Genomic DNA, 26,244 nt, shown 5'->3' on the forward strand with positions numbered 1-26,244 from the left:
TGTGCCGGGTCAGGGTGTGCTGGGCCAGGGCGAGGCGGCGGCGGCCAGAGCCGGGTCCAGGCGGCGCAGCAGGGCCCTCAGCACGGCCCCGCGGCGCGGTACCAGGTAGAAGTGGTCGCCCGGGAACACCTGGACGTCGACGCGGCCGGTGGTGGTCGCCGCCCACCGCGCGGCCGTCTGCGCGTCGACCTCGGGGTCGGCGTCGCCCAGGAACACGCTCACGGGGCAGTCCAGGACGGGCCCGGGGAGGGGCCGGTAGCGCTCGATGAGCCGGTAGTCGGCGCGGATGTAGCCGAGGACGGCCTCGCGCAGCCCGGGGTCGGCCAGGACCTCCTCCTCGGTGCCGCCCAGGCGCAGCAGCTCGTCCACCAGGGCGTCGTCGTCCCCCTCGTGGACCCGGCCGGCCGGGGCGTCCGCCGGGGCCCGGCGGCCCGAGGCGAACAGGCGCTCGGGGCCGGGGGCGCCCCCGGCGCGCAGGGCGCGGGCCAGCTCGAAGGCGACCGCCGATCCCATGCTGTGCCCGAACAGGGCGTAGGGGCGGTCGAGCAGCGGCGCCAGCTCCCCGGCCACCGCGCGGACGAGGGCGGCCATGTCCCGTGCGGGGGGCTCCCCGAAGCGGTCCTCCCGGCCGGGGTACTGCACGCAGACCAGGTCGACGCCGTCGGGCAGCAGGGGCGCCCACGCCCGGTAGGCGCCGGCCCCTCCCCCGGCGTGGGGCAGGCAGACCAGGCGCAGCCCCGCCCCGGGGCGGGGCCGGGGGCGGCGGAGCCAGGTTCCGGGCGGGTCGGCGGTCATGGTGTTCCCCTCGGGACGGCGCGGTCCAGGTCGGCGGCCCGCCAGGGGACGGGGGTCGCGGGGCGGATGATGTCGGGGCGGCCGAGGCGGTCGGTGACCTCGTGCCACAGGCGGCACACGGACAGGTCGAACTGGCCGCGCGGCAGGGGGTCGGCGCCCGCCCGCACGTCGGCGGCGAAGTCGGACAGCGCCCGGGCGAGCGTGCGCGGCCAGACGCGGTCGAAGACCTCCCGGTGGGAGGGCGGCATCGTCCCCTCCAGGACGGTGACCGCGGGCTCGTCGAGGTGGCCGGTCCCCGGGCCGGTCGACAGCAGGCGGCCGTGGGCGTCCCGGGGCGCGTGCAGCCGGGGGTGCCAGAGCACCGGGCCGTGGGTGTCGGCCAGGGCCAGCACCCCTCCCTCCGCGGCCAGCGACAGCCGGTGCCACAGCAGGGCGTGGTTGTCCCCGTCGGAGGGGTCGATCTGGTTCTGGACCCGGAGGGTGACCGGGACGCCGGCCACCGAGGCCTGGACCACGCGGTAGGGCCCGGGGGCCGCGGGCGGGGGCGCGGCGACCGTCCAGGGGCGCAGCCCGCCCAGGGCGCGCCCCAGGACGTCCAGCAGGGGGTACAGGACCTGGAGCGCGGAGGTGGCGTCCACCGCCAGGACCGGGCCCCGGCGCCGCATCCGCGCGGCGGCGTCCAGGAACCGCCCGACCGGGGCGACGTACCGGTAGAACGGGTCGAGGTGGTAGACCAGGCCCGCCCCGCGCGCCGCCCGCAGCAGCCCGGCCAGCTCGTCGTGGTGGACCGGGTGCTCCTGGAGGACGTGGACGCCGCGGTCGAGCAGGGCGCGGGCGATCTCCGCGCCCGGCCCGCCCGAGACCGCCGAGCCCACGGCCACGCAGGCGGCGTCGACGCCGCCGGGCAGGTCCGCGACGGAGGTGTACAGCGGCAGGCCCTGCTCCCGGGCGTAGGCCCGGGAGAAGTCGCCGCCCCGGGCCAGGATCCCGACGGGCTCGAAGTCCTGCGGCAGCAGGCGCAGGGCCCGCGTGTAGAAGCGACCGAACCCCGTCCCGCAGACCACGGTGCGCAGCGGGCGGCCGTTCACAGGGCGCCCTCCTCGACCGCGGCCCCGGCGGGCCCGAAGGCGCCCTCGTACTCCTTGAGGCTCCCGGTCAGGGGGTCGGCGAAGAGCGCGGCGACCGCCGCCGCCGGGTCCAGCACGTCGGCCGCGTGGGCGACGCCCCGGGGCACCCGCCCCCGCAGGACCTCCAGCGCCGTCCAGGCGCCGACGCGGCCGGTGGTGCGGTAGCCGTCGGCGGTGCGCAGCACCAGCGTGGTGTCCCGCCCCCGGCCGTCGCGCAGTTCCAGCACGAGGAGGTAGAACGGCTCGCGTCCGGCCAGGTCGAGGTCGGCGGCCCCGCGCAGGTCGGCGGCGGCCCCGGGGAGGTCGGCGACCGGGCGCCCCGCGAGGGAGGACAGCAGGGTGCGCGTGCGCGCCCCCAGGTGCACGTTGGACCACTCCGCCTCGCGCAGCCCCAGGTCGCGGGCGAGCCTGCGGACCTCCTCCGTCAGGAACGGCTGCACGAAGCCGGGCAGCGGGAAGTGCGGGGCCCGCACCCCGTCGGCGGCGCGCAGGGCGCGGGGCGCCACCGCCCCGTCCCGCCAGGCCGCCAGCGGCGTCCCGAACACGGCGGAGGCGTCGGCCGCCCCGGGCAGCGAGAGCAGCAGGTCGCCGGCGGCGGCCTCGGTGCACCGCTCCAGGCCCCCGGCGTGGGCCCGCAGCCGGGTCAGCCCGTGCCGCGCGGCGGCCCGGCGGGGCAGCAGCGCGGACAGGCCCGGCAGCAGGCCGGCCGACACCACCGCCGTGCGCCCCTCCAGCAGGGGGCTCCCGGTCAGGGCGGCCACCACCGGCTCGTCGCCGGTGACGTCCACGTAGTCGGCTCCGGCGGCCAGGGCCGCGAGCGCGACCCGGTCCACCAGGGCGTAGGAGGGCCCCGCGCAGTTGAGCACCACCGCGCACCCGGCGCAGAACCGCGCGAGGGAGGCGGGGTCGTGCACGTCGACGGGCACCGCCTCGGCCCCCGGCCCCAGCTCGCGGGCCAGGGCGTCCAGCGGCCCGGGGCGGCGCCCGCCCAGCCGCAGGCGGGCGTGCCCCAGGGCGCGCAGGAAGCGGGCGGCGGGGGCGCCGACCGCGCCCGAGGCCCCCACCACCCCGATCAGGGCGTCCCCGCCGGTCACCGGACCACGTCCCCGCCGGTCACCGTGTCCAGGTGCTTGAGGATGCCGGGGGCGTAGGGCACCGACAGCATGCCGAAGTGGTCGCCGGGGACGTCCACGATCCGCAGGTCGCCCAGGACCAGGCGCTCCCAGTAGTCGGTGACGCTCTCCTTGTTCCCGGGGAAGGGGTAGGCGCCGCCGTGCCGGACGAAGGTGACGTCGCCCGCGTAGGGCTGCGGCTCGTAGCGCGAGATGGAGAACACGCTCTGGCGGAAGATGCGGAACATCTCGTCCAGCGCCTCGGGCTCGTAGGTGCCCGCCGAGGGCGGCACGGCCGCGCACATGCGCGCCACCCGCACCTCGCGCGGCACCCCGGCCAGGGCGCGAAAGGCCGCGGCGACGTCGGCGTACTCCCCCTCCAGGCGGCCGATGGCCCCGTCCGGGAGCAGCCCCGGGGTGGCCTCCAGCAGCAGGTCGGAGGCGGCCGAGACGCGGTTCTCGTCCGCCGGGAACCCGACCGAGACCGGGTCGATGCCCATCATCACGGCGAACGCGTACTCCGAGATGAGCTCGTCGTCGAGGCGGAAGGGCGGGCGGTGCGTGCTGATCGCGGTGAGCGAGGCGACCTCGGCGCCGGCCTCGGTGAGGGTGCGGGCGACCTCGGTGGCGAGGAGCCCGCCCAGGCAGTAGCCCACCACGTGGAAGCGGTCGCCGCCGCGCTCCAGCAGCGCGCGGGCGTAGTCGGCCGCCCACGTCTCGATGACCGCGGCCGGGTCGGCCGCCAGGAACGCGGGCACGTCGGGCAGCTCCAGGCCGACCAGGGTGCCGCGGCCGGCGGAGCGGCGGCGGATCTCGGTGATCAGGGCCCGGTAGGGGATGAGCGTGCCCGTGCCCGCGTGGACGAGGGCGGTGACCGTGCCCCCGCCGGGGCCGTTGAGGGGCACGTACGGGTCCGCGGCGCCGCCGGGGGCGGCCTCGCGCTGTCCGGAGAGGTCGCGCAGGTAGGAGGCCAGGCCCGCGACGGTCGGCGTGCGCAGCATGTGGCGCAGCACGACCTCCCACTCGATGTCCTCGCCGGTGCCGGGCAGGACCTCGCCCAGGCGGCCGACCATGCGGGCGACCAGCAGGGAGTCCCCGCCCAGGTCGAAGAAGTCGTCGTCGCGTCCCACCCGGGTGCGCTCCAGGAGCCCGGCCCACAGCCCGGCCAGGGCGCGCTCCAGGTCGTCGGCGGGCTCGGCGGACAGCGTCTCCACCGCGTCCACACCCTCGTCCCGGGGCAGGTCGCGGGCCAGCGCGGCGCGGTCGACCTTGCCGTTGCCGGTCAGCGGCAGGGAGTCCAGGACCCGCCACCGGGCGGGCACCATGTAGTCCGGCAGGCGGGCGGCGGTGTGGCGGACCAGCTCGTCGGGCCCGACCGGGGCGCGGTCCGTCTTGAGCCGGGTCAGGTACAGGGTCTGCCCGGTGCCCGAGAGCGGGTCGGCGGCGTCGGGCAGCACGAGCGGCGGCGCCGCCCCGGCGCGCTCCAGGGCCCGCGCCCACTGCCCGCGGTCCAGGAAGGTGCGGTCGTCCTCGGTGCGGTCGTCGCGGTGGCCGCCGTCCAGGCCCTCCAGGAACTCCATGGAGACCAGCAGGGCCGGGTCGGCTTCGAGGGTGGTCTCGATGAAGAGCAGGTGGCCGCCGGGGACGAGCATCTCCGCCGTGCGGGCCAGCGCGGTGTCGGCGCTGACGGCGTTGTGCAGGACGTTGGCCGCCACGACCGCGTCGAAGGAGTTGGGCTCGCGCCCCTGGGAGCGGGGGTCGCGGTCGAGGTCGTACAGGCCGAAGGACACCCACGGGAAGTCGGCGAACCGCTCCCTGGCCTCGGTGAGGAAGAACGGCGACACGTCCGTGAAGAGGTACTCGACGGCGTGTCCGGCCAGGGCGTGGACCACGGCCTCGGTGGTGCCGCCCACCCCCGCGCCGACCTCCAGGACGCGTAGGGGCGTGTCGCCGGTGCGGCGGCGCGCGATCTCGGCGAGCGCCGCGGCGGCGGAGGCGTTGAGGTGGCGGATGGCGAGGTTGTCGCGGTAGGCGGCCCCGGCGGTGTCGAGCGCGGCGCCGGGGAACAGCAGGGTGCGCACGTCCAGGTCGCCGCGCAGGAGTTCGGGCAGCCGCTCGGAGCAGGCCCGCATGTAGTCCAGGACCTCGGTGCCGTAGTCGATCCGCGCCTCCAGGCCGGCCAGCTCCTCCCAGCCGCGGGCGTGCTCCTCGCGGGTGACCGCGACCGGGTCGCGGAAGGCGTCGCCGTCGCGGGTGAGGCGGCCGGCGTCGGCGAGCGCGCCCAGCCAGCGGCGGACCAGCCGGTGGTGCCTGCGGTCCGCCCCCAGCGCGGCGGCGGCCTCGGCGGCGGTGTGGGCGGTGCCCCGGAACAGGCCTGCCCCGGTCAGGGTGAGGGTGATCGCCTCCAGCGCGGTGGTGCGCATCCGCTCCAGGAAGGCTTCGAGCCCGGCGCGGTCGAGTCCGGCCGCGGCCTGCTCCACCGCCGTGCGGGCGGCGCCGGCGACGGCGTCCTCCACGGCGGCGCGCGGGCCGGCCCCGCGGACGGCCGTCTCCACGAAGCCGGCCAGGCGCCGGTCCCTGCGGTCGCCCACGGCCAGGACGGCGGCCGAGGCCACGGCCGGGTGGGAGAGCACCGCGGCCTCGATCTCGGCGAGTTCGACCCGGTGCCCGCGGATCTTGACCTGGTCGTCCTCGCGGCCGAGGAACTCGATGTCGCCGCCGGGCCGGTAGCGTCCCAGGTCGCCGGTGCGGTAGAGCCGCTCCCCCGTCCCGGGGCGGGTGACGAAGCGCTCGGCGGTGCGGGCGGCGTCGCCCAGGTAGCCCGTGGCGACGCCCGCGCCGCCGATGTAGAGCTCCCCGGCGACCCAGTCGGGGCGGTCCCGCATGCGCTCGTCGAGCACGTGGAAGGTCTGGTTGGTGAGGGGGCGGCCGTAGGGGACGCTCGGCCAGGCGGGGTCCGGCTCCCCGATGCGGTGGTGGATGGACCAGATGGAGCCCTCGGTGGCCCCGCCGAGGCCGTACAGCTCGGTGCCGGGCAGGTGGGCGCGGACGCGCCCGGGCAGGGTGAGGGGGATCCAGTCGCCGGAGAGCAGCGCCGCCCGCAGCGCGGTGGGGGCGCCGTCGGGGGCGGTGGCCAGGTAGTCGGCGAGCATGGCCATCTGCGCGGGCACGGAGTTCCACAGGGTCACCCCGTGCTCGCGGGCCAGCTCGGCCCAGTGCGAGGGGTCCCCCCGGCGCTCGGCGTCGGGAAGGACGATCGCGCCGCCCCGGCCCGGGGGGCCGAAGAGGTCGTACACGGACAGGTCGAACCCCAGGGCGGCCAGGCCCAGCACGCGGTCCCCGGGGCCCACGGAGAGGCGGCGGTCGATGTCCTCCACGGTGTTCAGGGCGGCGCGGTGCGCGATGACCACGCCCTTGGGGGTGCCGGTGGAGCCGGAGGTGTAGATGACGTAGGCCGGGTCGTCGGGCGAGACCGGCCGCTCGGGCAGCGCGGTGGGGGCGGGGCCCTCGGGGGCGGTGTCCACCTCGATGACGGCGGTGTCCGCGCCCCAGTCGCCCAGGGCGGCCAGCCAGGACTGGGTGAGGACGTGCCGGACCCCGGCGTCGCCCAGGATGGCGCGGCGGCGGGCGGCGGGCTGGGTGGTGTCGACCGGGACGTAGACGGTTCCGGCCAGCAGGGCGGCGTAGGCGGCGACGACCTGCTCGGGGCCCTTGTCCATGACGATGGCGACGCGGTCGCCCGGCGCGGCGCCGGCCCCGCGCAGCAGGGCCGCCGTGCCCGCGGCGCGCCGCCACAGCTCCCCGTGCGAGACCACGCGCCCGCCGTGCAGCACGGCCGGGGCGCCGGGGGTCTCCAGGGCGCGGGCCAGCGCGTTCTCGTGGAGCAGGGCGTCGGGCAGCGGGCCCTCGGTGGAGTTGGCCCGGGTGCGCGTGAGCACCTGTTCGGCGGGCAGCGGGACCGGGTCCGCCGCGTCCCAGGCGGCGTCGGAGCCGGCCAGGCGGCGCAGCAGGTCGTGGTAGGCGCGGAAGGCGTCGCCGGCCATGCCCTCCGGGAGCACGCCCTCGCGGACGTCCCAGCGCAGGGCCAGGGTGTCGCCGTTCAGGGAGACCTGGCAGTCCACCCACACCTGGGGGGTCTGGGAGAGTCCGTACACCTCCCGGGCCGCCCACGCGCCGGGGTCGGGCTCGCCGTCGTCGGCGCCCAGCGCGCCGGTGAAGACGACCGGCATCAGCACGGCGGTCTCGTCCCGGCGCCGGGACAGCTCGGCCAGCAGCTCGCCGCCCGAGTACAGGCCGTGGTCCAGGTCCTCGATGAGCCGGGCCTGGCGGGCGGCGGCGCGCTCGGTGAAGGTGGCGCCGTCGTCGGCGCGCACCGCCAGCAGGGTCAGCGAGGTGAAGTCGCCGACAACGCGGCCCAGGTCCGGGTGCGTGTCCGGGCGCCGGGGCACCGGCAGGTTGAGCGTGAAGTCGGGTCGGCGCGACCACAGGCCGACCACCTCGGCGTAGGCGGCCAGGGCGACCGAGGAGGGCGTCAGCCCGCGGTCCGCGGCGCGGGTGCGCAGCGCCTTCCAGACGTCGGGCTCCAGGCGGGCGGAGAGCCGGGTGAACCGCGCCGAGGCGTCGGCGGCGTGGTCGGCCAGGGGGAGTTCGGGCGCCGGGGGCAGCGTGTCCGCGCGGTCCGCCCAGTAGGCGCGGTCGCGGTGGTACCCGGCGCCGTCGCGCAGCGCCCGCTGTGCCAGGACGTGGTCGCGGAAGGTCGCCTCCAGGGCGGGCAGGGCGAGGGCGGGGTCGTCGTAGAGCGCGCGCAGCTCCTCCAGGAGCAGGCGCACGCTCGTGTAGTCGGCGACGAGCAGGTCGGCGGACAGGTGCAGGACCGCCAGGTCCGCCCCGCGGGTCAGGTGCAGCCGCACCAGCGGCCAGGAGGAGGGGTCGGGGACCAGGTCGCGCAGGCGCTCCCGGGTCCGCCCGGCGTGGGGGCGGGGGTCGGCGGCGCCCACGTCGGTGACGGTGAGGGACTCGCCGGGGGCATCGGGGAGCACCTGCTGGTGCCCCTGGGGGGAGACCACGGCGCGGAGCATGTCGTGCCGGTCCACCAGGGCGTTCCAGGCGGTGCGCAGGCGGTCCGGGTCCAGGTCGTCGAACTCCAGCTCGGCGTAGGCGTGGCAGGCGACGCCGCCGTAGTCGTAGGCCGAGCCCCGGCCGACCAGGTAGGCGCCCTGGACGTCGGTGAGGGGGAAGGGCTCGTGGCGCGCCCCGGGGTCGGGGACCAGGGCGGGGGCGGCCGGCTCCTCCAGCAGGGCCAGGACCGCGTCGCGGTGCTCGCGCAGCAGGGCGCGCCGTTCGTCGGTGAGGGTGCCCGAGGGCGCGCGGAAGTGGATGCGTCCGGCGTCGGCCCACAGGTGGACGCCCTCCGCACGGAGTGCGTCGAGCAGGGCGCGCGGGTCGTCGGGGGTGGCGGGGGTGGGCTGCACGGTGTGTTCTCCTCAGGGGTCCGGGGGCGGTCCCCGGTCGGGTGGGGCGGGGTCAGATGACGCCGGTGCTCACGTCGCCGGGTTCGGCGGCGCGGACCTGGCCGGCGAGGGCGGCGAGGGTGGGGACGGCCAGGAAGGAGCGGGTGGAGATCTCCGCGGCCGTCTCCCGGCGCAGGGCCGTGATCATGCGGATGGCCAGGAGGCTGCTGCCGCCCAGGGCGAAGAAGTTGGCCTCCCGGTCGTCCACCGGGACGCCGAGCACCTCCTCCCACACCCGGGCGATCCGCTTCTCCGCGTCGTCGGCGGGCGGTGCGCCCGGGGCCGGGGCCTCGCGCGCGGCCAGGGCCGCCAGCGCGGCGGTGTCGACCTTGCCGTTGGGCGTGAGCGGGATGTCCTCCAGGACGCGCACGGTGGCGGGGATCGCGTGGGCGGGCAGCCGCCGGGCCAGGTGGGCGGCGAGGTCGCCGTGGGAGGGGGCGGGGTCCCCGGCGGCCACGAAGGCCGCGAGCCTGCGGGCGGCGCGGTCCCCGACCGCCACCACGGCCGCCCGGCGCACCGCCGGGTGGTCCTCCAGGGCGGCCTCGACCTCGCCGGGTTCGAGCCGGTGCCCGCCGACCTTGACCTGGCGGTCGGTGCGGCCCAGGAACTCCAGGAGTCCCTCCGCGCGGTAGCGGCCCAGGTCGCCGGTGCGGTACCAGCGCTCGCCGCGGACGGTGGGGAACCGCTCGGCGGTGCGCCCGGGGTCGCCCCGGTAGCCGCGGGCCACCCCGGCGCCGCCGATCCACAGCTCGCCCGGCACCCAGTCGGGGCAGTCCCGGCCGTGGGGGTCGACGACCCGGTAGCGCTGGCCGCGCAGCGGGGTCCCGTAGGGCACCGAGGGCCATCCGGGGGGCGCGTGCCCGCCGTCGAAGGCGTTGGACCAGATGGACGCCTCGGTGGCGCCGCCCAGGGCGACCAGGTGGGTGCGGCCGCCGGTGGCGGCGCGCAGGCGGCGGGACAGGTCGGTACCGACCCAGTCCCCGGAGACCAGGGCCAGGCGCAGGGAGCGGGAGGGCCCGGCGTCGCCGGCCGCCAGGAGCAGCATGTCCAGCAGGGCGGGCACGGTGTTCCACACCGTCACCTGGTGCTCGGCGCACAGCTCCAGCCATCGCCGGGGCTCGCGCCGCTCCTCCTCCCGCGGGACGACCAGGGCGCCTCCCGCGCCGAGCAGGCCGAACACGTCGTAGACGGAGAGGTCGAAGTCGAGCGCCGACAGGGCCAGGACGCGGTCGCCGGGGCCGACGCGGTAGCGGTCGTTGATCTCCGCGACGGTGTTCAGGGCCGCGGCGTGGGTGATCTCCACCCCCTTGGGGTCGCCGGTGGACCCGGAGGTGAACACCACGTAGGCGGTAGCGCCGGGGGCGACCGGGACGGGGGCCTCCAGCGGCTCGGACGCCGCCAGCTCGCCGACCTCCACGGAGCGCCCGGCGGCCTCGTCGGCGCCGACCGTCAGGACCGTCCCGGCGGCTGCGTGCACGCGCGCCCGGCGCAGGGGCGGCTGGCCGGTGCCGACGGGCACGTACGCGGCCCCGGCCGCCAGAACGCCCAGGACGGCGCAGACCTGGTCGGCGCCCTTGGGCAGGTGGACGCCGACGGCGTCGCCGGGGCGCACGCCGCGGGCGCGCAGCCCGGCCGCGATCCGCAGGGCCCGCTCCGCGGTCCCGGCGTGGGTGAGGACGCCGTCGGCGGTGATGAGGGCGGGGTCGGCGCCGCGCCGCGCGGCCCGCGCGAAGAAGGCGCCGTGCAGGGTCCCCGCCGGGAGGGGCCCGCCGGTGTCGTTCATGGAGGCCCGGACCCGCGCCTGGGCGGTGGGCACCGGGTCGGCCGCCAGGGCGGGCCAGGCCCGCGCGCCGCCGCGGGCCAGGCCGCGCAGCAGGTCGAGGTAGGCGGCGAACATGCCGTCCAGCACGCCGGGGCGGAACAGCTCCTCGACCGCGTCCCAGTACACGTCCAGGCCGCCCTCGCGTTCGAGGACCTGGTTGTCCAGGTGGACCTGCGGGGACTGGGACAGGCCCCGGACCCGGGCGGGGAACTCCGGGGACAGGTCCAGGGAGACCCCCTCCCCCACGCCCAGGGAGCCGGTGAACACCACCGGGACCCCGGCCTGGGCGGTGCCGTCGCGCCGGGTCAGCTCCCGCAGGACCTCCTCGGCCGACACCTCCCGGTGGTCCAGGTCCCGGCCCAGGCCGCGCTGGAGTTCGCGGGCGGCCTCCAGCGGGTCCTGGCCGGGCTCGCGCCCGTAGGAGGCCAGGGACAGGGAGGTGAAGTCGCCCAGGACCCGGCCGATGCCGGGGTGGACGTCGCGGCGGTTGAACAGGGTGAGGGTGACGCTGAGCCGGGTCTGCCCGCTCCACGCGGCGAGCACCTCGCCGTAGCAGGCCAGGAGCAGGGCGGAGGGGGTGAGGCCCTCGGCCCGGGCCAGGGCGGTGAGGGCGCGCCACTGGCCGGGGTCCAGGTGGTCGGCGCGGCGGGTGAAGCGGGGCGCCTCGACCCGCGCCGGGTCGGCGGCCAGGGGCAGGGCCGGGGCGGGCGGCAGGTCGCGCACGCGCTCCCGCCAGTACTCCAGGGCGCGCTCCCGCCGCCGCGGGTCCTGCGCGACACCGGTGGCGTAGTCCCGGAAGGTGACCTCCAGGGGTTCCAGGGGCGCGTCGGGGTCGCGGTACAGCAGGTCCAGCTCGGTGTAGAAGGTCATGATGCTGAGCGCGTCCAGGACCAGGTAGTCCAGGCCCACGCCCAGCCGGACGCGTTCGGTGCCGCCGTCGGTGTAGCGCAGTGCGCGGATGTCGAACAGGGGCCAGCGGGCGGGGTCCAGGACGCGGTGGGACATGGTGTGGAAGAAGGCGTCGAGCGCCGCCCCCGGGTCGCCGGGGCCGGCGTCCCGCACGGGGATGCGGACGGCGGGGACCTCGGGCAGGACCCGCTGGTCCCCGTTGTCGTCGAAGACCGCGCGGAGCATGTCGTGCCGGGCGACGAGCCGGTCCAGCGCGCGCTCCAGCCGTCCCAGGTCCACGTCGGCGCCGTCGAACTCGGTGTAGTGGTAGGTGCCGACGCCGCCCAGGGTGAAGGCGGGGTCGCGGCCGGTCAGGTAGGCGCGCTGCACGCCGGTCGGGGGGAAGGGCTCGTGGCGGGAGCCGGGGTCGTGCGCGAGGACCCGCGGGCCGTCCGCCTCGCCCGGCTCCGGCAGGGCCGCGGCGAAGTCGGCCAGGACCGGGTGGACGAACAGGTCGGCCACGCCCGCGCCGGCGTAGCCGCGCTCCCGCAGCGCCGCCACCAGCCGGGTGGCCAGCAGCGAGTCGCCGCCCAGGGCGAAGAAGGACGAGGTGCGCGAGACGGAGGCGGCTCCGAGCAGGCCGGACCAGAGGTCGGCCACCTCCCGTTCGCGCTCCCCGCGGGGCGGGTCGCCCGCGTCCGGGGCGCCGGCGGCGCGGTCGCGCAGCAGGCGCTCCAGGGCGGCGCGGTCGGGTTTGCCGTTGGGGGTGAGCGGCAGCGCGGGGACGGCCTCCAGGACGGCGGGGACCATGGACGCGGGCAGCAGGTCCCGCAGGTGGGCGCCGAGCGCCGCGGCCGGGTCGAGGGGGTCGGCGCCCGGCGCCGGGACGACGGCGGCGGCGAGCACGGGGGCCGGGCCGCGCAGGACCAGGGCGAGGGCCGCCGCGACCCCGGGGTGCGCGGTCAGGGCGGCCTCGACCTCGCCGGTCTCGATCCGCACGCCGTTGACCTTGACCTGGTGGTCCAGGCGGCCGAGGAACTCCAGGGAGCCGTCGGGCAGGTACCGGGCCCCGTCGCCGGTGCGGTACCAGCGCCGCCCGTCCGCCCGGACGAACCGGTCGGCGGTGGCGCCGGGGTCGCCGCGGTACCCGAGGGCCAGGCCGGCCCCGCCCACCCAGAGCTCGCCGGGCACCAGGTCGGGGCGGTCGTTTCCCCGGGTGTCGACGACCCGGCAGCGCACCCCGGGGAGCGGGCGGCCCCAGGGGACGTGGCCCCACGCGGGGTCGGGCTCCGCCACCTCCAGCAGGGTGGAGTGGACGGCGGCCTCGGTCATGCCTCCCAGCGCCAGGAAGCGGCACTCCGGGGCGAGCGCGCGCAGGCGTCCGGGCAGGTCGGCGCCGACGCGGTCGCCGCCGAGCAGGACGGCGCGCAGCGGCGGGGCCGGGGCCTGGCCCGACTCGGCGGCGGTCAGGAGCATGTCGAGCAGCGCGGGCACGCAGTTGAGGAGGGTGGCCCCGGTGCGCGCGGCGGTCCGCGCCCACCCCGCCGCGTCGCGGCGCGCGTCGGAGTCCACCAGGACGGCGGACCCGCCGGCCGACAGGGGCGCGAACAGGTCGAAGACGGACATGTCGAAGTCGATCTCCGCGAGGGCCAGGGTGCGGTCCCGCGGCCCCGTGCCCAGCAGGGCGTTGAGGACGTCCACGGTGTGGGCGGCGGCCCGGTGGGGGACCTCCACGCCCTTGGGCTCCCCGGTGGACCCGGAGGTGAACAGCACGTAGGCGGGGGCGTCCGGGGAGGCTTCCCGGGGCGCGGCGGCCCGGCCCTCCAGGGCCTGGGCGAGGGTGAGCGCGGGGACGTCGGCGCCGGCCAGGACGGCCGGGTCGTCGGAGAGCAGCAGCGCGGGGGCGCCGCGCTCCAGGATCGCGCGCCGGCGGGCGGGGGGCTGCTGCGCGCCCACCGGCAGGTAGGCGCGGCCCGCCGCCAGGATCCCCAGCAGGGCGGCGACCTGGTCGGCGCCCCGGGGCAGGCACAGGGCGACGGCCTCCCCCGGCGGGGCGGCGTCGGCCACCGCCCCGGCGATGCGCAGGGCGCGGTCTGCCAGCTCCCCGTAGGAGGTCTCCGTGCCGTCGGCGGCGACCAGCGCCGGGGCCGCGGGCGCGGTGCGGGCGTGCTCGAAGAAGCGCGCGTGGAGGGTGCGGGGGGCGGGGGCGGGCGGGCCGGCGGCCGGGGTGTCCCTGGTGCCGTCGTGGGCGGCGGGCACGTGCGGGCGGAACGGCCGCGACCACGCCCCCGGGTCGTCGACGAGGGACTCGACGAGGTCGCGGTAGGCGTCGAAGGCCGCCTCGGCGGTCCCGGGCTCGAAGGCGTGCTCGCGCAGGTCCCAGTTGAGCAGCAGGCCGCCGTCGAGTTCGGTGACCTGGGCGTCCAGCCACACCTGGGGGCCCTGGGAGATGATGTGCACCGGTGCGCCGAAAACGCGCTGGACGGCGTCGCCGAACAGCGGGCCCAGGCCGATCGCGCTCGTGTAGACGACGGGCATGGGGACCATCGGCCCGCCGTGGAGCCGGGCCAGGTCGCGCAGCACTTCAACGCCCCCGTACGCGCCGTGGTCGACGGCGGCGTGCAGGTCGCGCCGGACCGTCCTGGCGCGCTCGGCGAAGGGGACCGCGTCGGCGGTGTCGACGGACAGCAGCACCGAACCGCTGAAGTCGCCGACCAGCCGGTCCACGTCGGGGTGCAGCGGGGCGCGGTCGAAGAGCGGCAGGTTGAGGGTGAACGCGGGTGCGGCGCTCCAGGCGCCCAGGACCTCGGCGAAGGCCGCCGCCAGGGCCGCCGCGGGGGTGGACCCGGCGGCGCGGGCGCGGTCGGCCAGCGCCCGGGTGCGCTCCGGGGTGAGCCGGTGGTGCAGGCGGGTGGAGCGGGCCAGGCGGGAGCCGGCGGGGGTGGGCCGGGAGGCGTCGACCACCGTGGGGAGCGCGGGGGCCGGGGGCAGGTCGGGCAGGCGCCCGTGCCACCAGGCGCGGGCCCGCTCGGCGGCTCCGGTGTCGCGGGCGGCGCGGTCGGCCAGGTAGCGGGCGAAGTCGTAGTCGAGCGGGGCGCGGTCGCGCCCCTCGTAGGCGGCCACGAGGTCGTCGAGCAGGACGCGCAGGCTGAGGGCGTCGGCCACGGCCATGTCCAGGTCCACGTGCAGGCGGGTGCGGCCCCGCGGCAGCAGCGTCAGCGCGACGTCCAGGACCTGCCCGCGGGACAGGTCCATGCGCCGGTGGGTGTTCTCGTCCCGCAGCCGGTCGAGGGTGCGCCGGACCCGCTCGGGGTCGGCGTCGCGCAGGTCGTGGACGGTGAGCGCGGCCCCGGGGCCGTCGGGGGCGGTGCGCTGGCGGCCGTCGCCGTCGAACCGGGCCCGGAGCATGGGGTGGCGGCCGACCACGGACTCCAGGGCGGCGGCGAGCCGGGCGGGGTCGACGCCGTCGCCGTCGAACTCGGTGTAGAAGTGCGCGGCCACGCCGCCCAGGGGCTGTTCGTCGCCGCGCCCGACCGCGTAGGCGTGCTGCATGGTCGCCAGGGGGAAGGGCTCCCCCTCGTCCGCGCGGGCCGGGGCGGGGGCGGCGTCCGCGGTGGACCCGGCGCCGGCCAGCAGCGCGGTCCAGGCCGCCACCGTCGGCGCGGTCGCCAGGTCCTCGAAGGTGACGTCGCGCCCCTGCTCCCGCCAGTGCCCGACGAGGCGGATGAGGCCCAATGAGTCGAGCCCGTGGTCGAAGAGGTCGTCGGTGTCGGCGAACCCCTCCGCTCCCAGGACCCGCGCCACGTGCTCCCGCACGGCCGCGCCGGCCTCCTCCACCACACGGTGCGACACGACACCCCACCCCTCTATGGCCGGTTTCGGCTCGATCAGCGATAATGAAAACGGTTTTCATTGCCGATATGGCCATGTATAGCACCATTCGTCGTTTCGAGTCGACCCCCGAACCCCCGCCAGCAAGGGAGATCACATGACGCAGGACTGGCCGCGCCCCTCCGACGAGGAGGTCCGCGCCTACTGTGAGCAGGGCTTTCGCGAGGACCGGACCCTCTCGCGGCTGCTCAGGGAGCAGGCCGCCGCCCGCCCGGACGCCACCGCCCTCGTCTCACCGTCCGGACGGCTCACCTACGCCGCGCTCGACTCCCGGGTGGACCGGCTCGCCCGCGGCCTGGCCGGGCTGCCGGTCCGCGCGGGCGAACGCGTCCTGGTACGGCTGCCCAACCGCGAGGAGTACGTCCTCGCGCTGTTCGCGCTGCTGCGCGTCGGGGCGGTCCCCGTGCCGGTCCTGCCGTCCCTGGGCCCCGCCGAGGTGGAGTCCCTGGCCCGGACCTCCGGCGCGTGCGCGCTCGTCGTCGCCGACCGGTACGGCCGCTCCGACCCGCGCGCGGAGGCGGTCCGGATCGCCGGGCGCCTGCCCGGGGTGCGGCACGTGCTGGTCGCGGGCGGGCCCGGGGACTCCCCCGCGCGCCCCCTGGACGCGCTTTACGCGCCGGAGGCCGGTCCCCTGGAGGAGGCGGCCTCACCCGAGGACCTCGCCCTGCTCCTGCTGTCCGGCGGGACGACGGGCACCCCCAAGCTGATCCCCCGCACCCACGCCGACTACGGCTACAACGCGCTCGCCTCGGCACGGGCGTGCGGGGTGGGCCCCGACACCGTCTACCTGGCCGTCCTCCCGGCGGCGCACAACTTCACGATGGTCTCGCCGGGCCTGGTCGGCGTGCTGGCGTCCGGGGGCACCGTGGTGCTGTGCCCCGACCCCAGCCCCACCACGGCCTTCGGGCTGGTCGAGCGCGAGGGCGCCACCCTCACCTCGCTCGTCCCGGCCCTGCTCCCCTCCTGGCTGGACGAGGCCCGGCGCACCCGCGCCGACCTGTCCTCGCTGCGGGTGCTCCAGGTCGGGGGCTCGCGCCTGGACGAGGGCACCGCGCGCAGGATCGGCCCGGAGCTGGGCTGCCGCCTCCAGCAGGTGTTCGGCATGGCCGAGGGCCTGAACAACTACACGCCCCTGGACGCCCCCGAGGACCTCGTGTGCACCACCCAGGGCAGGCCGCTCTCCCCCGCCGACGAGGTCCTCGTCGTGGACGGGGACGGCGCCCCGGTCCCGCCGGGCGCCCCCGGGGAGCTGCTCACCCGCGGCCCCTACACCCTGCGCGGCTACTACCGGGCGCGCGAGCTGGACGCCCTGTGCTTCACCCCCGACGGCTTCTACCGCACCGGCGACCTCGTCACCCGCTCGGCCGACGGGGACCTCGTCGTGGTGGGCCGGGTCAAGGACCAGGTCAACCGGGCCGGGGAGAAGATCGCGGCGGTGGAGGTGGAGGAGCACCTGCTCGCCCTGCCGGGGGTCCGCGCGGCGGCGGTCGTGGGAGCGCCCGACCCGCACCTGGGGGAGCGCTCGGTGGCGTTCGTGGTGGCCGAGGGGCCGGCCCCCACCCGGGAGGAGGTCCGGGCGGCGATGCTGCGCCGCGGGGCGGCCCCGCACAAGGTGCCCGACGAGGTACGCGGCGTCCCCGGGCTCCCGCTCACCGGGGTCGGCAAGGTCGACAAGGGGAGCCTGCGGGAGCGGGAGGGCCTCTGAGCCCCGGGGCGGGCGGCCGACGCCGCCCGCCCCGGGCCGCCCTCAGGCGGCCAGCGCGGCGAGCAGCCCCTTGGTGCTCGCCACGCTCGCGCACCGGCGCGCCGCGTAGGACAGGGCCATGGCGTGGTCGCCGGCGGAGAAGTCGGCGACCGCGTCGGCGGCGATGAACGTCCGGATGTCGCGCATGAAGGCGTCGCAGGCGGTCATCAGCACCCCGATGTGCGCGTAGACGCCGCAGATCACCAGCTGGTCCCGGCCCGCGTCGCGGAGCAGGTCCTCCAGGCCGGTCCGGACGAAGGCGCTGTAGCGCCACTTCGTGAGGTGCACGTCCCCCCGCTCCGCGTCGAAGGGCACTACGAGGGAGGTGTGCCCGGGGTCGTCGCGCAGCCCCTCGCCCCACAGGTCGCGCAGCAGGCCGCGGTCCCTCGGGTGCTGCGCCCCGGGCTGGGCGGTGTGGATGCGGGGGATGCCGCGCTCGGCGCAGGCGTCGCGCAGCAGCGCGGTGTTGGAGAGCAGCTCGGGCACCGGGGCGGCTCCCCCGTCGAACGCGCCGAGGAAGTAGCGCTGCATGTCGTGGACCAGCAGGACGCAGCGGTCGGGGTCGAGCGTCCAGTCCATCCGGGGTTCGGGCAGGTCGGACTCGGTGGGCATCGGGTAGGAGGGGATGGCGGGCAGGGACACGGTTCTCTCGGGTCCTCTCGGATCGGGTCGCGGTCGGTGTCAGGAGCCGAGTCCGGCTCCCCCGTCCACACGCAGGTCGTGCATGGTGATGTGGGAGGCCTCGGGCGAGCAGAGGAAGGCGACCGCGTCGGCGACGTCCCGCGGGCGGGCCAGCCGCCCCAGGGGGATGCCCGCGCGGAACTCCCCGGGGACCCCGGCGACCGCCGGGTGGGGGCCCGGCGCGCCCGCCCAGCGGGCCCGGTTCATCGGGGTGTCGGTCGCCCCGGGCGAGACCGCGTTGCAGCGGACGCCGTGCGGGGCCAGCTCCAGGCCCAGGCAGCGGGTGAAGTGCGCGACGGCCGCCTTGGAGGCCGCGTACGCGGACATCCCCACGCGCGGGACCGCGCCCGCGTCCGAGCCGACCGTGACGATGGCGCCCGCGCCGCGGGGGACCATTCTCCGGGCGGCGGCCCGGCAGAGCTGGAAGACGCCCAGGGCGTTGACGTCGAAGACCGCGCGCCAGTCCTCGGAGGAGAACTCCGTGACGGGTCCCCAGCGCAGCACCCCGGCGACGTTGACCAGGGCGGTGAGCGGACCGCGCTCCTCCTCCACGGAGTCCACGAGGGCGTCGACCGCCTCCTCGTCGGTGACGTCGAGCGGGTGCCCGGTGACGTCGAGCCCGGCACGGGAGAGGTCGGCGGCGAGCCCGCGGACGGCCGGGCCGTCCGCGTCGGCCGCCGCGACCCGGTGGCCCGCGGCGGCCAGGCGCCGCACCACCGCGCTCCCGATCCCCCCGGCGGCGCCGGTGACCAGTGTCGATCCCTCAGTCGCAGTCAGGGCACACCCCCGAGAATTCCAGTGAGTAGGACAGTTCGGCGAAACCGGTCAGCCGCTCGACCCGGGCGAGCACCGCGCGCACCTCCCGCGCGTGCGGGACCTCCCGCGCCCGGCCGCAGGCGCGGCAGAGCAGGTGGTGGTGGGAGGAGGTGGCGCAGCGGCGGTAGAGGCGCTCGCCCTCCTCGGAGTGGATGGCGTCGACCTCGCCCTCCCGCGCCAGCCGGTGCAGCGTCCGGTAGACGGTGGACAGGCTGGGCGGGCGCGCCGGACCGCCGCGGGCATCCGCGATCAGGGCGTGGACCTCCTGGCAGCTGCGGAACCGGTCGCCGCGCCGCAGGGCGGACAGCACCTCGTTGTCGTACCTGGATCCCGCGCCCATGTCAGGGCGCCGCCGCGCGGTCGGCGGGCGGGGGGCCGCCGCTCGCGGGGACGGGGGTCGGGGAGGGTCTCTTCACACGCTTTCCTCGGGGGCCGGAGGGACACGGGGGGGGCGGGCGGCCCGTGCGGTGCCCGGGCCGGGCGGTTCCGGCACCGGCCGCCCGCCCTGGAAAGGTTATGATAACCGTTTTCATTTTGACAAGGCGACGGCCCCCGACTCCGTTCCCTCCATGGAGGCGGGTTTGAGTCCCCCTTGGTACTCCGGGTCCTAGAATCCAGGGACGATTCCTGACCGGGGCCGTCCGAGCCGCGGCCCCTCTCCCGCGGGGAGCGTCTCCATGACCATGAGCGAACAACGGCGGACCGCCGTGAACGGCCCGTCCGCCCCGAGGAACCCCTATGACCGCCCGCCGCTGGAGGAGCGCGCACCGGACGTCGGTGTACGGCACCGCGAGCCGCTCTTCCCGCACGAGACCCTGGAGGGGTGGCGGCACCCGGACGGCGAGTGGCACTGGCGGTACCGGGCCCGCGTGGACGCGCACCCCGTCACCGTCCGGCTGACGGCGGAACCCGGCGTCCCCGTGGAAGAGGTCGCCGAACGCGTGAGGGCGGTGGCCGCCCTGGGGACGGTGGGGTGACGCACGATGCCCTTCCACGTCCCCTCCGTGCCGGGGCAGGGCGGGGCCGCCGACCCCCTCGACGTGCCGCTGGTCCTCGAAGTGGTGGACTACCTGCCCAACCCGCACGCGCCCGCGGCGCTGGCCCAGACCCCGGAGCGCGTCACCTGGTACCTCCAGCTCGGGGCGTACACCCACGAGACCGCCCGGTCCGCGGCCAAGACCATGCCGGACGCGGTGCTGGCGGCACTGCTCGCCGGGTTCGGGCTGGAGGTGCCCTGCGACGAGGCGCGCAGCGACCCCGTCCGCGCGCTGGGGCCGCTCGCGGGCGCGGTCGTCACCGCGGCCCTGGTCCCGTCGGCGCTGCGACCGCGCGGGCCCGGCGGGGAAGGGGGCCCCGCACCCGGCTGAGGCGCCCGCGCGTCCGGGGCCGCCGGGACCGCGCGGGGCGGGTTCTCCCCGGCCCCGCGGGAGTAGACTCCTGGGATCCGTGGTGCCGCTGTGCTCCCGCGCACCCGGTGCGGGGGCACCCCTTCGGTCCAGTGCTGGGAGTGGCGTTGACGGTCGAGATCTCCGTGCTCGGCGACATCCGGACCCGGATCGACGGACACACCGTCGACCTGGGACACCTGCGCCGCCAAGCCGTGTTCGTCGCACTCCTGGCCGACGCCAACCACACCGTCCCCCTCGACCGCCTCATCGACCGCGCCTGGGGACCCCACCCACCCCCCAGCGCCCGCACCTCCCTCTACAGCTACATCTCCCGCCTGCGCACCGCCCTGGCCACCGCCGGAAACGACGCCACCCTGGACCGCCGCCCCGGCGGCTACACCCTCACCCTCAGCGACACCGCCCTGCACACCGCCGACCTCCACCGCTTCCGCCACCTCACCACCCGAGCCCGCAACACCACCGACCACACCGCACTCCCCCTCCTCGAAGAAGCCCTCGGCCTCTGGCACACCAACCAACCCCTGGGCGCCCTGGACACCCCCTGGGCCGACCACCTCCGCGACACCCTGCGCCTGGAACGCCTGCACACCCAACTCGACCGCAACGACCTCCTCCTACGCCACGGCCGCCACACCCACATCCTCACCGACCTGCACACCCTCGCCCGCACCCACCCCCTCGACGAACGCCTCATCGGCCAACTCATGCTCGCCCTCCACCGCGAGGGACGCACCGCCCAGGCCCTGGACCACTACGACCGCACCCGCCGCGCCCTCGCCGACGAACTCGGCACCGACCCCGGCACCGAACTCCAAAACCTGCACCGGAAGATCCTGGACACCGATCCGGAGCTGAGCGGCCCGGCACCGTCCGCGGTCCTCTCCCCGGCGAAGGCGGAGCCCCCGGCGGTGCCCCGGCCGGGCCAGCTCCCGGCCCCGCCCCCGCTGCTGGCCGGGCGCGCCCGGGAGCTGGCCGCGCTCGACGCCGTGTGGGAACCCGGGGCGAGCCCGCTCACCGTCGTGTCCGGACTGGGCGGGATCGGCAAGACCTCGCTGGCCCTGCGCTGGGCACACGACCACCTCGACCGCTTCCCCGACGGCCAGCTCTACGCCAACCTGCACGGCTTCTCCCCCAGCACCCCCGCGACGACGCCGGAATCGGCCGTCCACGACTTCCTCGCCGCGCTCGGGGTGGACAAGAAAGCGGTCCCCACCAGCGCCGACGCCCAGGCGGGGCTGTACCGCAGCCTGCTCGCCGGGAGGCGCATGGTGATCGTGCTGGACAACGCGCGCGACGCCGAACAGGTCCGCCCCCTCATCCCCGGCTCCCCCACCTGCGTCGTCCTGGTCACCAGCCGCGACCGCCTCAACGGACTCCTCGCCACCGACGGCGCCCGCTCCCTGGCCCTGGGCCCCCTCACCACCACCGAAGCCCACCGCCTGCTCACCACCCGCATCGGACAGGCCCGCGTGACCGCCGAACCCCAAGCCGCCCGAGCCCTCATCGACGGCTGCGGCCACTTCCCCCTCGCCCTGGCCGTCACCGCCGCCCGCGCCGCCGGCGACCCCCACCTCCCCCTCGCCGAACTCGCCACCGAACTCCACCAAGCCGAAACAAGACTGGACGCCCTGGACACCGGCGACCTGCACACCTCCCTACGCGGCGTCCTGGACACCTCCCACCGCGCCCTCCCCCCACCCGCAGCACGCCTGCTCAACCTCCTGGGCCTCCTCCCCGGACCGAGCATCACCACCCCCGCCATCACCGCCCTGACCGGACACACCCCACACCACACCCGAACCCTCCTGCGCACCCTCGAAACCGCCCACCTCATCCGCCAACCGGTACCCGGCCGCTACGAACTCCACGACCTCGTCCGCCTCCACGCCAAAGAACACGCCCACACCGACCTGCCAAAGGACGAACGACACCACGCCCTGCACGCACTGGTCGCCCACTTCGTCCACACCGCCGCCGCGGCCAACCACCTCCTGGCCCCGCACGAGATCCCGTCGTCCGTGGCGGAGGAGGAACCGCCCCCGTCCCCCTCACCCGCCCTCCGGCTGGAGGACGAGGCCCGTGCGCTGGAGTGGTTCACCGCGGAGCGCTCCACGCTCCTGGCGGTGATCCGGCTCGCCTCGGACCTGGGCCTGCACCGCGAGGTCTGGCGGCTGTGCTGGGACGCCCACCTGTACTTCCGCCGCAGCGGACACGTCGAGGACTTCATCGGGCTCAGCCGCACCGGGCTGGACGTCGCCTCCCGGCTGGGCGGGGAGAGCGCCCCGGCCCTGCAGGCGCTCATGCAGCGGAGCCTGGCCTCCACCCTGCTCATGGCCGGCCGCCCCGGTGAGGAGCCGCTCCGACTGCTCACCGCCTCCCTCGCCCACTTCGAGGAGACCGGCGACCCGCTCAACCAGGCGCACACGCACCAGGTCCTCCTGCTGTCGGCACTCCTCACCGGAGACGCGGACGCGTCGCTGGACCACGGGGAGAAGTCCCTGGAGCTGTACCGCGGCGTCGGCGACCCCCTGCGGGAGTCCACGGCGCTCAACAACCTGGGCTGGGTGCTGGCCCACTCGTTCGGTGAGTACGGGCGCGCCCGCGACTGCTGCCGGGAGGCGCTGGAGGGCTCGCGCGCGGTCGGCTACACGGTGGGGCAGGCATCCACCCTGGACAGCCTCGGCTCCATCGCCACCCTGGCCGGACACCACGCCGAGGCGGTGGAGCACTACCGGCTCTCCCTCCGGGCCTACCGGTCCCTCAAGGACGCCTTCGAGGAGGCCAACACCCTCAGCGGCCTGGCCGAAGCACACCACGCCCTCGGCGAACCCGAACACGCACGCCGCGCCTGGCAACAGGCCCTGGACCTCTACCGCACCCAGCACCGCACCGCACAGGTCCACGAGACCCAGGAAAGGCTCCGCACCCTCACCTGAGACCCCGGCGCACGGGCGTTCAAGGAATATTCAAGAAACGCACACGCCCCCGCTGCGAGGATGGCCACCTCCCGGGCCCCGGTCCCGGGCCGGTCCCGCCTGTCCGCACTGGAGCGCACGGCGGCGGAGACGGCTCGGGCGTGGCGCCCATCCCCGGCAGCGGCCCACGCCGCCCGGGACCGGGGTCCGGGATGCCGAGGGCCGCGCAGCGGCCCACCCCTCTCGGCGGCACCCTTCCCGCTACTCCTGGAGCCCACCGATGAACCACGGTCCCCTCTCCCGCCCCGTCCGCGGCGGCGCCCTCACCCGAGCAGGGGCCGGAGTCGCCTCCGTCACGCTCGCCGTAGCGCTGACCTCCTGCTCCTTCGCCCTGGGCGACCTGGAGCCCGTCGGCGGCGGCGAGGCCGCGCCGACCGGGGCCGCGACGCCCCCCGGGACGGAGGCCGTGGCGCCGGAGGACACCGCCGGGGAGACCGCCGACACCGCCGACACCGACGCCCCGGACACCGAGGGCGGGCTCCCCGTCGACCCGGCCGGGGCCGTGCCCTGGGACACGGACACCTACTGGCTCAGCGGGACGGGCGACGCGCTCTACCGCCTGGACTGGACGGCCTCGGCCGCCACGACGCTCCAGCTCACCCACGGGGGCGACGGCAACTTCATCGTGGTCCCCTACACCGCGGACGGCACCCGCGTCGGGAGCGTGGTGAACGAGATCGGCGTCTACGAGGGGGCCTCGCCCTTCAGCGAGGCGGTGATCGGCGCGGCCCCCGAGGAGGTCGAGTTCCTGCACGTCCAGGCGGACGGCGCCTGGACCCTGGGCCGGTGACCGGCGCGCGCCGCGGGCCGGGACCGCCCGGCCCGCGGCGCCGCGCTCAGTGGCCGGGGTGCACCGCCGTGGCGCCGGGGGCGTGCAGCTCCTCGAACCAGGCGCGGTCCTCGTCCACCAGGGCGGCGAAGGAGCGGCGCCGGGCGTCCGGCTCCGTGCCCGCACCCGACCACGTGTGGGCGGCCCACTCCCCGTCGGGGCCCGCGTCGCCCGCGTCCAGCAGCCAGAGCGGTCCCCCCGGGTGCTCCGAGACCACCAGCAGGGGGCCGACCGCGCCCAGGTCCTTCGGGTCCACGGCGCGGGGGCCGGGTTCGTCGCCGGGTTCTCCGGCCCAGGCGAGGGCGTCGGCGGAGTGCAGGGAGCGCCCCTCCTCCCCCAGCGCGCCCCAGCCGTCGGACACGGACAGGAAGGCGCGGTACCCCGGTGGAAGCGCCCGGCCCAGCCGCTGTTCCAGGGCCTCCAGGCGCTGGGACGGCGCGCCGGGGCGGGCCGCCCGCTCGGCGGACCAGCCGCGGGTCTCGGCCATCGCGGCGGCGTAGGAGGACAGGTAGGTGCGCCACTGCCCGGCGGTCGCCGGCAGGCCGGTGGCCCGCTCCTCGCCGGTGGAGCCCTGGAAGGGCTCGGGGCCGCCCCCGGCGGCGGACCGGTACCCCCGGAAGTCCCGGTAGGCCAGCTCGCGCGAGAAGAACCGCACCTGGTTGAGCTGGATCTCGTAGGCGCCCCGGTTGCGGGTGATATCCAGCCGCAGGTAGCGCTGGGGCCGGTCGTCCGCGGCGCTGCGGACGGCGAAGCCGCGCACGGTGTGGCGGCCGTGGAACGCCTCGTCGGAGCGGCGGTCCAGGACCGTCCACGTGCGGCCGTCCACGGAGCCCTCCAGCACCCAGTCGCAGGGGTCGCGGTCGTCGAAGTCGTTGGCCGAGCGCAGCGAGTAGCTCCGCACGCGGGCCGCGGTGCCCAGGGCGAAGACGACCCGGTCGGTACTGCGGCGCGACAGCCACTTGTCCGAGGTGGCGTCGAGCAGGTTCACGGCCACCTCGCCCGCGGCGCTGTACTCGTCGCCGGCCCGGATGGAGCGGACCAGGCCCGTCACCTCGCCGGCGGCCTCGCCGCCCTCGCCGGGGTCGGCCGGGGTCAGCAGGATCGATCCGGCGCCGCCCTCGCGGTCGGTCCAGGACACCCGGACGGGCAGGGCGCCGCCGTCCTCCAGCAGGAGCAGCACCTGCTCCCCGTCCCCGGTCGTGAAGCGGTGGGGGCGGGTCCCGGCGGTCCCGCCGCCGCGGCGCCCGCGCCACTCGCGGGAGACGCCGTCGGCGCCGGTGCGGGTGCCGGCGAAGGCGTCGAGGCCGGGGGTGAACAGGACCTCGGCCTCGGCACCGTCCTCGCCGCGCCAGCCCAGGCGGGCGGGCTCCACCGGCGCGCCGGGGACGAAGAGCAGGTCGAGCCGGGGCCCGTACCTCCACTCCTCCTCTCCCGGGGCGCGGGTCTCGGTGGTGTAGGACAGGGCGTCCTCGTGCTCGTTCATGGTCTCCCTGCGTTCGGGGGGCGGGGCCGGGGCGGCCGCGGTACGGGGGAACCGTATCGACGGGCGCCGACCGTTGCCGCGCCACCGACCGCGCCCCCCGACCGCACTCCGGGCGCCCGTCCGGTGCGCGATCGGTGCGCCGGCCCCGCCCCGGACCGGGGATCCGCACGTCAGGAGGGTGCGCCGGGGGAAGCGCGCCCGTCCGGTGCGTGAAGGGCCGATGAAGCGCAAGCAAAATTGCACGCATATCTATTTGTGCAATAAATCTTGCTGTAGCGTTGCCGACATGAACTTCCCCGAGCGCGTGAACGAGTACCGCGACCGGCTGACCAGGTCGGACCGCGTACTCCTCGACGAGATCCTCGCCCACCCGGCGGAGGCTCCGTTCTGGCGCGGCGGGGACGTCGCCCAGCGCGCGGGGGTCCACGCGGCCGCCGCCACCCGGCTGGCCCAGCGGCTGGGGTACCAGGGGTACCTGGAGCTGCGCGACGACCTGAGGCGGGACCGCGAGGACCGCCTCAACGGGGCCGGGGACCGGTTCCGCGAGGAGCTGCGCGGCCAGGACCGGGTCCTGGAGGCGCTGCTGGCCACCGAGCTGGACTCGCTGGCCGCGGTCCTGCGGCACGTGGACCAGGCGCAGGTCGACGAGGTCGCCGACCTGCTGGCCGGCGCCCGGACGGTCTACCTCTTCGCCCGCGGCAACGCGGGCGTCCTGGCCGACCTCCTGGACGGCCGGCTGCGCCGGTTCGGGATGCGCGCGGTCAACCTCTCCGGCCCCGGCCGCGAGGTCGCCGAGCGCCTCCTGGCGATGTCGGAGTCCGACGTCGTCGTCTCCTTCGCCTTCCGCCGCGCCCCGCGCAACCTCACCGACCTCTACGCCCACGCCGCCTCCGTGGGCGCCCGCACCGTCCTGGTCACGGACACGCTGCACACCCTGGACCCGGGCCCGACCACCGTGCTGTCCGCGCCCCGCGGACACCAGGAGGGCTTCTCCTCCCTCAGCGTCCCGATGATGATCGCGAACGCCATCGTGCTCACCGTGGCCCAGCGCCACCCGGACGCCGTCCTTCCCGCCCTCGACCGGCTGGACGGCCTGCTCGCCGACTTCGACTGACGGCAGTACGAAGTGCCCGCACGGCGCCGGGCCCGTCCCCGCCTCCCC

General features: G+C 77.0%; 15 protein-coding genes. 6 read left to right on the forward strand and 9 right to left on the reverse strand.

Features of this window, described 5'->3' with window-relative positions; genetic code table 11:
• Positions 1-9 precede the first annotated feature (9 nt).
• Genes BUE45_RS15540 through BUE45_RS15560 form a run of 5 tightly spaced genes read right to left on the reverse strand, consistent with a single transcriptional unit; the run spans position 10 to position 15,106 of the window.
• Positions 10-795 carry a thioesterase II family protein gene (locus tag BUE45_RS15540; RefSeq protein WP_073380030.1) on the reverse strand — a complete coding sequence of 262 codons (786 nt, stop codon included), beginning with the start codon at positions 793-795 and terminating at the stop codon, positions 10-12.
• Positions 792-1,883, reverse strand: coding sequence for a Gfo/Idh/MocA family oxidoreductase (locus BUE45_RS15545; RefSeq protein ID WP_073380031.1), 1,092 nt, complete (start codon positions 1,881-1,883; stop codon positions 792-794). Before BUE45_RS15545 ends, BUE45_RS15540 begins: the two co-directional genes overlap by 4 nt.
• Positions 1,880-3,016, reverse strand: coding sequence for a saccharopine dehydrogenase NADP-binding domain-containing protein (locus BUE45_RS15550; RefSeq protein WP_073380032.1), 1,137 nt, complete (start codon positions 3,014-3,016; stop codon positions 1,880-1,882). The genes BUE45_RS15545 and BUE45_RS15550 overlap by 4 nt, the downstream gene beginning before the upstream one ends.
• Complete coding sequence (locus BUE45_RS15555) at positions 3,013-8,505, reverse strand: non-ribosomal peptide synthetase (protein WP_084737324.1); 5,493 nt, start codon at positions 8,503-8,505, stop codon at positions 3,013-3,015. Before BUE45_RS15555 ends, BUE45_RS15550 begins: the two co-directional genes overlap by 4 nt.
• 52 nt (positions 8,506-8,557) lie before the next feature.
• Complete coding sequence (locus BUE45_RS15560) at positions 8,558-15,106, reverse strand: non-ribosomal peptide synthetase (protein WP_073380033.1); 6,549 nt, start codon at positions 15,104-15,106, stop codon at positions 8,558-8,560.
• 136 nt (positions 15,107-15,242) lie between these two features.
• Here BUE45_RS15560 and BUE45_RS15565 point away from each other — a divergent pair, with 136 nt between their 5' ends.
• The gene (locus BUE45_RS15565; RefSeq protein WP_073380034.1) at positions 15,243-16,850 is read left to right on the forward strand and encodes a (2,3-dihydroxybenzoyl)adenylate synthase; all 1,608 of its coding nucleotides are present in this window, start codon (positions 15,243-15,245) and stop codon (positions 16,848-16,850) included.
• Positions 16,851-16,892: 42 nt separating this feature from the next.
• Here the strand turns inward: BUE45_RS15565 and BUE45_RS15570 are convergent, their stop codons facing one another.
• From BUE45_RS15570 to BUE45_RS15580, 3 genes are read right to left on the reverse strand one after another with little or no spacing between them, the layout of a single operon-like run.
• The gene (locus BUE45_RS15570; RefSeq protein WP_073380035.1) at positions 16,893-17,531 is read right to left on the reverse strand and encodes an isochorismatase family protein; all 639 of its coding nucleotides are present in this window, start codon (positions 17,529-17,531) and stop codon (positions 16,893-16,895) included.
• 39 nt (positions 17,532-17,570) lie between these two features.
• Positions 17,571-18,347 carry a 2,3-dihydro-2,3-dihydroxybenzoate dehydrogenase gene (locus BUE45_RS15575; RefSeq protein WP_073380036.1) on the reverse strand — a complete coding sequence of 259 codons (777 nt, stop codon included), beginning with the start codon at positions 18,345-18,347 and terminating at the stop codon, positions 17,571-17,573.
• Entirely contained in the window at positions 18,334-18,726 is a 393-nt protein-coding gene (locus tag BUE45_RS15580) for a Fur family transcriptional regulator (protein ID WP_073380037.1), read from the reverse strand. The genes BUE45_RS15575 and BUE45_RS15580 overlap by 14 nt, the downstream gene beginning before the upstream one ends.
• A 337-nt stretch (positions 18,727-19,063) precedes the next feature.
• Between BUE45_RS15580 and BUE45_RS31855 the strand changes: the two genes are divergently transcribed.
• The 4 genes from BUE45_RS31855 (at position 19,064) to BUE45_RS15600 (ending at position 23,560) form a co-directional block, all read left to right on the forward strand.
• Positions 19,064-19,363 (forward strand): hypothetical protein, encoded by a 300-nt coding sequence (locus BUE45_RS31855; RefSeq protein WP_073380038.1) that lies wholly within the window; start codon positions 19,064-19,066, stop codon positions 19,361-19,363.
• A 6-nt stretch (positions 19,364-19,369) separates the two neighbouring features.
• Positions 19,370-19,753: a hypothetical protein gene (locus BUE45_RS32550; protein ID WP_073380039.1), complete on the forward strand. Its 384-nt coding sequence runs from the start codon at positions 19,370-19,372 to the stop codon at positions 19,751-19,753.
• 140 nt (positions 19,754-19,893) lie between these two features.
• Complete coding sequence (locus BUE45_RS15595; protein ID WP_178378549.1) at positions 19,894-22,731, forward strand: AfsR/SARP family transcriptional regulator; 2,838 nt, start codon at positions 19,894-19,896, stop codon at positions 22,729-22,731.
• A gap of 259 nt (positions 22,732-22,990) precedes the next feature.
• Positions 22,991-23,560, forward strand: coding sequence for a hypothetical protein (locus BUE45_RS15600; protein ID WP_073380041.1), 570 nt, complete (start codon positions 22,991-22,993; stop codon positions 23,558-23,560).
• 46 nt (positions 23,561-23,606) lie between these two features.
• Here BUE45_RS15600 and BUE45_RS15605 read toward each other — a convergent pair whose 3' ends face one another.
• Positions 23,607-25,082 (reverse strand): SMI1/KNR4 family protein, encoded by a 1,476-nt coding sequence (locus BUE45_RS15605; protein WP_073380042.1) that lies wholly within the window; start codon positions 25,080-25,082, stop codon positions 23,607-23,609.
• A 286-nt stretch (positions 25,083-25,368) separates the two neighbouring features.
• Between BUE45_RS15605 and BUE45_RS15610 the strand changes: the two genes are divergently transcribed.
• A complete protein-coding gene (locus tag BUE45_RS15610; protein WP_073380043.1) occupies positions 25,369-26,196 on the forward strand; it encodes a MurR/RpiR family transcriptional regulator in 828 nt (275 codons plus the stop codon).
• Positions 26,197-26,244: the final 48 nt, after the last annotated feature.

The sequence above is a fragment of the Nocardiopsis flavescens genome (assembly GCF_900141985.1).
GTDB classification, from domain to species: domain Bacteria; phylum Actinomycetota; class Actinomycetes; order Streptosporangiales; family Streptosporangiaceae; genus Nocardiopsis; species Nocardiopsis flavescens.

Coding starts and splice junctions, on each gene's coding strand:
- BUE45_RS15610 (WP_073380043.1), top strand. CDS start 25,369: ATGAACTTCCCCGAGCGCGTGAACGAGTACCGCGACCGGCTGACCAGG.
- BUE45_RS15600 (WP_073380041.1), top strand. CDS start 22,991: ATGAACCACGGTCCCCTCTCCCGCCCCGTCCGCGGCGGCGCCCTCACC.
- BUE45_RS15565 (WP_073380034.1), top strand. CDS start 15,243: ATGACGCAGGACTGGCCGCGCCCCTCCGACGAGGAGGTCCGCGCCTAC.
- BUE45_RS32550 (WP_073380039.1), top strand. CDS start 19,370: ATGCCCTTCCACGTCCCCTCCGTGCCGGGGCAGGGCGGGGCCGCCGAC.
- BUE45_RS15580 (WP_073380037.1), bottom strand. CDS start 18,726: ATGGGCGCGGGATCCAGGTACGACAACGAGGTGCTGTCCGCCCTGCGG.
- BUE45_RS31855 (WP_073380038.1), top strand. CDS start 19,064: ATGACCATGAGCGAACAACGGCGGACCGCCGTGAACGGCCCGTCCGCC.
- BUE45_RS15540 (WP_073380030.1), bottom strand. CDS start 795: ATGACCGCCGACCCGCCCGGAACCTGGCTCCGCCGCCCCCGGCCCCGC.
- BUE45_RS15605 (WP_073380042.1), bottom strand. CDS start 25,082: ATGAACGAGCACGAGGACGCCCTGTCCTACACCACCGAGACCCGCGCC.